Source organism: Atlanticothrix silvestris CENA357 (assembly GCF_016056295.1).
GTDB classification, from domain to species: Bacteria; Cyanobacteriota; Cyanobacteriia; order Cyanobacteriales; family Nostocaceae; genus Atlanticothrix; species Atlanticothrix silvestris.
Genome location: NZ_JAECZB010000103.1, coordinates 59,976 through 66,542 on the forward strand (window position 1 = coordinate 59,976; position 6,567 = coordinate 66,542).

The following is a 6,567-nucleotide window of genomic DNA, read 5'->3' on the forward strand; positions in this document are numbered from 1 at the left end:
CGATTCTATCAAAAGAGGCACAATATTTAAGTAAGCCTATACTTTAGTTTCAGAAATGCCCGCTAAGCAAACAAATATTAGAAGTGCGATCGCATCTTGTGACTGGCCTATCGAACAATTACCTGGATTGAATCAAGAAGAACAAGCTAAATTACAAAACTGCGGTATTTCAACTACCAAAACACTATTCAAGCAAGGCAGTAGCCCAGCAGCTAGAATGGCTTTAGCTAATAAATTACAGGTTCATTTACAGTATGTCAATAAATGGATGGCTTTAGCTGATTTGGCGCGTATTCCTGGTGTGGGTACACAATATTGTGGCTTATTGCTTCATGCAGGTATTGCTTCTGTCGTACAGTTATCTCAGACTCCCACACACAGACTGCACCAACAAATTATGCGCTTGCAAGTAGCAACAACACAAAGACGAGATTTGTGTCCGGCGATTGAGTTAGTGCAACAGTGGAGTCAACAAGCAAAAATAGTGCTGAGTACTGAGTAATTATTCTCCCCCCTGCCCCCTGCTCACTCTTTAGCTAGTACCCCATTCAAAAAGATATCAGCGAGTCCTTCTGCCATTTGCTGCATTTCTTGGGGAGAAGCGTCAGGTTCCATGAGGGTGTTGTCAGAAAATCCGGCGATCGCAAACATTCCTAAGAACACCTTGGCAACGAGTTTGGCATCTGTTTGGCGATAAATGCCTTTATCCATTGCAGTTTGAAAGAAGGCTTCGGCCACATCGGTCATTTTGTTAATAACTTCAACTTGAATGCGATCGCGCAAATCTGGGTGAAACTGCACCTCCATGAAGCAAACTTTCATTAAATCAACATTTTTGTGTAAATTCCACATCCGACGGCGCATTACCTGAGCTACAGCTTTATAACTGCCCATTTCACTCAATTCGGTGAGTAAATCTGTCAGAATGTCTACCCAGCCACTAGTCGCCACCTCTACCAAAATTGCCTTTTTATTGGGAAAATGTCGAAACAGAGTGCCTTCTGCAACACCTGCTGCTTGTGCTAAGTCGCGAGTGGTAGTGCCATCAAATCCCTGAGAGGCAAACAACCGCTGTGCCGCCTGTAAAATACGGGTACGGGTTTGTGCCTCTGAGGATGGGGGAGAATTAAAAACTCGCATCACAGTTATTGTTATATCTTCGGAACACGACTTGTAGCATTATTGTCTAACGTCAAGTACAAAAAACATAGAAAGCTTAATACAAGATTAACGCCTTGTTCGGCAAACAGCTTATCTCTTTTTTAGTGGAACCTTACTTTCATTGTCGCTTATGAATCAACCCAGTTATTCAATTTGGGATTTGGAATTTAAAATTTTTAATTGGTGCGATCGCGCATCTGTAGTCTTGCGTCGGGCATTAGCAGTGTTGACGGCACTAGTAATTTTCTGGTGCGGAATAACTCCCGAAGTCTCGCTAGCACAAACTCAGACTGCACCTCCTGCCCAAAGAACTACAACTCCAACCCTAGCAGAACCAAGCTCCATTCAACCTTATTTAGATCGGGTGATTAAGGAGTTGACAGAGTTTCGCCTAGAAAACGGCATGAAGTTCATTGTCTTAGAACGACATCAAGCACCAGTAGTTTCTTTTTTGACTTATGCGGATGTAGGTGGTGTAGATGAGCCAGTTGGTAAAACAGGCGTGGCACACTTTTTAGAGCATTTAGCATTTAAAGGCACGACACGCATCGGCACAAAAGATTACAAGGCAGAAAAACCGCTACTAGAAAAATTAGAACAGTTAGACACTCAAATTAAAACAGCAAAAGCCGAAGGTCAAAAAGATCAGGTCGCTCGCTTACAAGCTGAGTTTGAACAAGTGGAATCACAAGCAGCCAAGCTAGTCAAGCAAAATGAACTAGGGCAAATTGTCGAACAAGCCGGAGGTGTAGGTTTAAATGCCACAACCTCTACAGAAGCCACCCGTTACTTTTACAGCTTTCCTGCCAATAAGTTGGAACTTTGGATGTCGCTGGAGTCAGACCGATTTCTCAACCCTGTATGGCGCGAGTTTTATAAAGAGAAAGATGTAATTTTAGAAGAGCGACGGATGCGGGTAGACAATTCACCCATTGGCATGATGGTGGAAAAGTTTCTTGATACTGCTTACAAAGTTCATCCTTACAAGCGTCCGGTGATTGGTTATGACGAAGATATCCGTAACCTCACACCAGAAGATGTGCAGAAGTTTTTTGACAATTACTACGTACCTAGTAATTTAACGATCGCCATTGTCGGCGATGTCAACCCAACTCAGGTAAAAAAACTAGCGCAAACTTATTTTGGTCGCTTTCAAGCAAAATCAAAAGCTGTTGCCCAAATCCCGACGGAACCACCGCAGAAACAAACGCGGGAAGTTACTTTACAACTACCTTCTCAACCTTGGTATTTAGAAGGTTATCATCGTCCAGCGATTAACCATCCAGATAATGCGGTTTATGAAATTATTGGCAGTTTATTAAGTAATGGACGCACATCGCGGCTCTACAAATCTTTGGTGGAAGAGCAGCGTTTGGCATTAAATGCTCAAGGTTTCAGCGGATTCCCAGGGGATAAATATCCTAATTTGATGCTGTTCTATGCTCTCACAGCTCCTGGTAACACAGTTGATGAGTTAGCGGTAGCTTTGCGCCAAGAAATTGACAAATTGAAATCTGAGCCTGTGACTATGACTGAATTGCAGCGGGTAAAAACCCAAGCACGGGCAGGTTTGTTACGCAGCCTCGATTCTAATATGGGGATGGCGCAACAATTGCTGGAATATGAGGTAAAAACTGGTTCTTGGCGGAATTTGTTTAAGCAATTGGATCAAATAGCTGCGGTGACAACTGCTGATATTCAGCGAGTGGCAAAGGGAACGTTTACAGCCGAAAATCGCACGATTGGTAAGTTGTTGTCGAAAGAGAAATAAAAACTCTATCCCCTAGTGGATAGAGTTTTGTCAGTGGTGAAGCAGTACGGTCTTGGGGTTTCCCCAAGTGGAGTAACTGCTGAACCCGAAGGGTTAGTAGTCAGTGGTTAGTGGTAAAGATGTTTTAAAAACATGCCACTTACGCTTTAGGGTATTAAACCAGATCAAAAATAATTGACAACTCACAACTGACAACTAACCCGCGTAGCGTAAATAAACCGCAGAGACGCTGAGGACACAGAGGAAGAGAGATATGCAAAGGTATAAGGTGAAGGTGTTCAAAATCCAAAATGCTAAGCGGCTGGTTTATGCATTGATTGCTGCTTTTGCTTGTTTGTTTGTCACGTTTGATTTTTCTCTGGCGGCGACAGCAGAGGCTAAACATTACACAGAGTTGCAGTTTGCACCAATTCCGGAAATCAAGTTACCCAAGTATGAACGGTTTGTTTTACAAAACGGCTTGGTTGTGTATTTGATGGAAGACCACGAACTACCATTAGTAAGTGGGACGGCGCTGATCCGGACGGGAAGCCGCTTGGAACCATCAGCGAAAATCGGGTTGGCTGAGTTTACGGGTGCGGTAATGCGGACTGGTGGAACTCAGAAGCATTCGCCGGATCAACTCAATGAGATGTTGGAACAACGAGCTGCGGCTGTAGAAACTAGTATTGGTGAAACTTCAGGTAGTGCTAATTTTGAGGCGCTTAGTGAAGATTTAGAAACAGTTTTTGGGCTGTTTGCTGAGGTGTTGAGGGAGCCTGTATTTGCTCAATCAAAGCTAGACTTGGCTAAGACACAAGCCAAGGGTAGTATTGCCCGTCGCAATGATGATCCCAATGAGATTGCTAATCGGGAGTTTCAGAAATTAATTTATGGCAAAGATAGCCCTTACGCCCGCACGATAGAGTATGCGACAGTTGATCGAGTTACCCGTGGAGATTTGGTACAGTTCTACCAACAGTATTTTCATCCCAATAATATGATTTTGGGGATTGTAGGAGATTTTGACGCTCAGAAAATGCGATCGCTCATTCAAGCTAAGCTGGGTGATTGGCAGCGTAACCCCAAAATTACTAAACCCCAGTTATCAGAGGTATCACCAGCTAATACAGGTGGTGTATTTATGGTGAATCAACCGCAACTGACGCAAAGCAGTGTACTGATTGGGCATTTAGGCGGACAGTTTAACAATCCTGACTATGCAGCGCTGGATGTATTGAATGGGGTGTTAAATGGATTTGGTGGACGTTTGTTTAATGAAGTGCGATCGCGTCAAGGTATAGCTTACTCTGTATATGGCCAATGGAGTCCCCGCTTTGATTACCCTGGTATGTTCATTGCTGGTGGACAAACGCGCTCTGATGCTACTGTGCAGTTTGTCAAAGCCTTACAGACTGAAATTAAACGCACCCAAACTCAAAGAGTGACAGCAAAAGAACTAGCTTTTGCTAAAGAGTCTACGCTTAATTCCTTCGTATTCAACTTTCAAGACCCCAGCCAAACCTTATCACGGTTGATGCGATACGAATATTACGGCTACCCAGCTGATTTTCTATTTCGCTATCAAAAAGCTGTAGCTACAACAACAGCGGCTGATGTGCAACGGGTAGCCAAGCAATATCTCAAGCCAGAAAATCTAGTCACTTTAGTGGTAGGCAATCAAACCGCCATTCAACCGCCATTAACACAGCTAGCCACCCAAGTAACGCCGATAGATGTGACTATTCCTGATTTGCAACCACAGGTCAAGAATTAATCACAGTTGCTTGTCTATAAACAATTATGCTCAAATAATAGATAGAGACGCGATTAATTGCGTCTCTATTTATATGGAACAATTAAGTCAGACAATACAATTACAAATACTATAAAACTTTTATCATTAAAGGCAAAACTCCCTTCTTTATGTCTTTAAAAACAGCCTAAAAAGCTTGAATTTATAAAATCGCATTACATAATATTAGATAGTGATCTTGGATTTGCAGTCTAATCTTGTCCAGGGCTTTTCTTGTTACTATTGCAGAGCTTGAGGAAAAAAAATGACGAAAATAACAATCTCTAACTTGTATCCTAGTAGTGAAGAAAATCTACTTGCTGAAATCAGCCTTAGAGAAATTAAGTTTGTGGAGGGTGGTTACGGTTACGGTTACGGTTACGGTTACGGTTATCCAAGAACAAGAACAGCAAGTAATACAACCGACACCGCAAGTGCAAGTGATACTGTAAGAACTACACTAGGCAATATAGATAGTATTCTCGGTAACATGAGGTCACAAATAGATGAAACAATGTTGAGTCTGCGGGGTCAATTTCAACAAACAGGTTTTTTTTAATTACACTTTTTGAATTTTTCGTGCGCTCTGAGTTTAATTAACAGTGGAGCGCACGATTTTTTATTGATATATTTTGGTTTTATTGTGCCAATTTACTTACTAAAATACTAACTAGTTAAACTCAATAACCGGGCTATTGTGCTTATAAAGAATGATATTTCATTACTTCATACCATTTCACGTTTCACGAAAAATTTGATACAGATGTAAACCTTTCAAGGTTTACATCTGTATCAAGGTTTTTTAATTGCGAATTGCGATCTTCGCAGCGTAAAGCCTGCGGCATAGCTACGCTTAGAGCGACGAAGGAGCGTCATTGTGAATTGGTATCAGTCCCAATTAGCCCGGTTTTTTAATGTTTATATTGAATATTAAACTAGCATTTTTTCTAGTCAATCTTACTGAAGAAAGGCAGAGATCAGAACTAAAAAATTTGTTTCTTCTTCTTTAATAAAGGGTATATAGCAGTTCGTACACCGTAGTCCTGACGGAGACGCTACGCAAACGCCTTTTAGGAGAGGGAGAGGTCGGTCGAACTCACGTGGTGGTTAATTTTTTTCTGTACCTTGTTTGCACGGGAATCGCCATAAAGCCCAAGTGGAGCAAGTTGCCCCTGAATTTATTTATAGAAAAAATAAAAACATTTTTATGATTTCGACAATCAAATATTAAATATGTATTTGGTATGTTGCAATTTAAAAATCAAACTTACTATCCGTTTAAAACTATTTTTCCGTATATAAATTGATTTTTTTAAAAGACTCAAAGCATTTATTTATGTCTCTTTAAACATGTTTTTAGCATTGACTTTCTTAATTGCTATGAATAAAAATTGCAGTATCGGTTAAGCAAACACAGCTTGATTGATTGCATACCTCACTTACTTGAAACGAGAATTTTAGGAGTAAATTATGGCAACTATCGCTCTTTCTGAACTCCACGCTGTTGGTTCACAACTATTTCAAGATTCTGAAAGTTTCCTCAATGAACTGAGCGATGTAGATTCCATTGTTGGTGGTTCTTATGGTAGCTATGTCAGCGATATGTCTGGATTGACAAAGCTAGCTGAAGCTTGGGTTTATACTTATGGCATTGGTCATATTGGCTATTTAGCTAAGTCATTCAGCGGTAAGTACGGATACTAAATAACTTTGTAGTTCCCTACAAAAGTTAGATGACTCTCTAGGGTTAAAAATAATCTTTGTGATTAACATGATGTTTCTAGATTATTAATAAATCCTGAGAGTCAGCCAGATTAAAAAATCAACCATTTCTTTGACTGCAACGAGAATTTTAGGAGTA

At 40.9% G+C, this 6,567-nt stretch carries 6 protein-coding genes; 5 read left to right on the forward strand and 1 reads right to left on the reverse strand.

All coding sequences use genetic code 11. The features are described 5' to 3' along the window. Window positions 1–55: 55 nt before the first annotated feature. Window positions 56–502, forward strand: coding sequence for a DUF4332 domain-containing protein (locus I8751_RS27560; RefSeq protein ID WP_214442267.1), 447 nt, complete (start codon window positions 56–58; stop codon window positions 500–502). A gap of 23 nt (window positions 503–525) precedes the next feature. Here I8751_RS27560 and I8751_RS27565 read toward each other — a convergent pair whose 3' ends face one another. Then, window positions 526–1,140, reverse strand: a complete 615-nt coding sequence (locus I8751_RS27565; RefSeq protein ID WP_214442268.1) for a TetR/AcrR family transcriptional regulator — start codon at window positions 1,138–1,140, stop codon at window positions 526–528. A gap of 151 nt (window positions 1,141–1,291) precedes the next feature. Here I8751_RS27565 and I8751_RS27570 point away from each other — a divergent pair, with 151 nt between their 5' ends. From I8751_RS27570 to I8751_RS27585, 4 genes are all read left to right on the forward strand, one after another. Further along, window positions 1,292–2,932, forward strand: coding sequence for a M16 family metallopeptidase (locus I8751_RS27570; protein WP_214442269.1), 1,641 nt, complete (start codon window positions 1,292–1,294; stop codon window positions 2,930–2,932). A gap of 253 nt (window positions 2,933–3,185) precedes the next feature. Beyond that, window positions 3,186–4,688 carry a M16 family metallopeptidase gene (locus I8751_RS27575; protein WP_214442270.1) on the forward strand — a complete coding sequence of 501 codons (1,503 nt, stop codon included), beginning with the start codon at window positions 3,186–3,188 and terminating at the stop codon, window positions 4,686–4,688. A 283-nt stretch (window positions 4,689–4,971) separates the two neighbouring features. Beyond that, window positions 4,972–5,265 carry a hypothetical protein gene (locus tag I8751_RS27580; RefSeq protein WP_214442271.1) on the forward strand — a complete coding sequence of 98 codons (294 nt, stop codon included), beginning with the start codon at window positions 4,972–4,974 and terminating at the stop codon, window positions 5,263–5,265. 911 nt (window positions 5,266–6,176) lie between these two features. Further along, window positions 6,177–6,410, forward strand: coding sequence for a hypothetical protein (locus I8751_RS27585; protein ID WP_214442272.1), 234 nt, complete (start codon window positions 6,177–6,179; stop codon window positions 6,408–6,410). Window positions 6,411–6,567 lie beyond the last annotated feature (157 nt).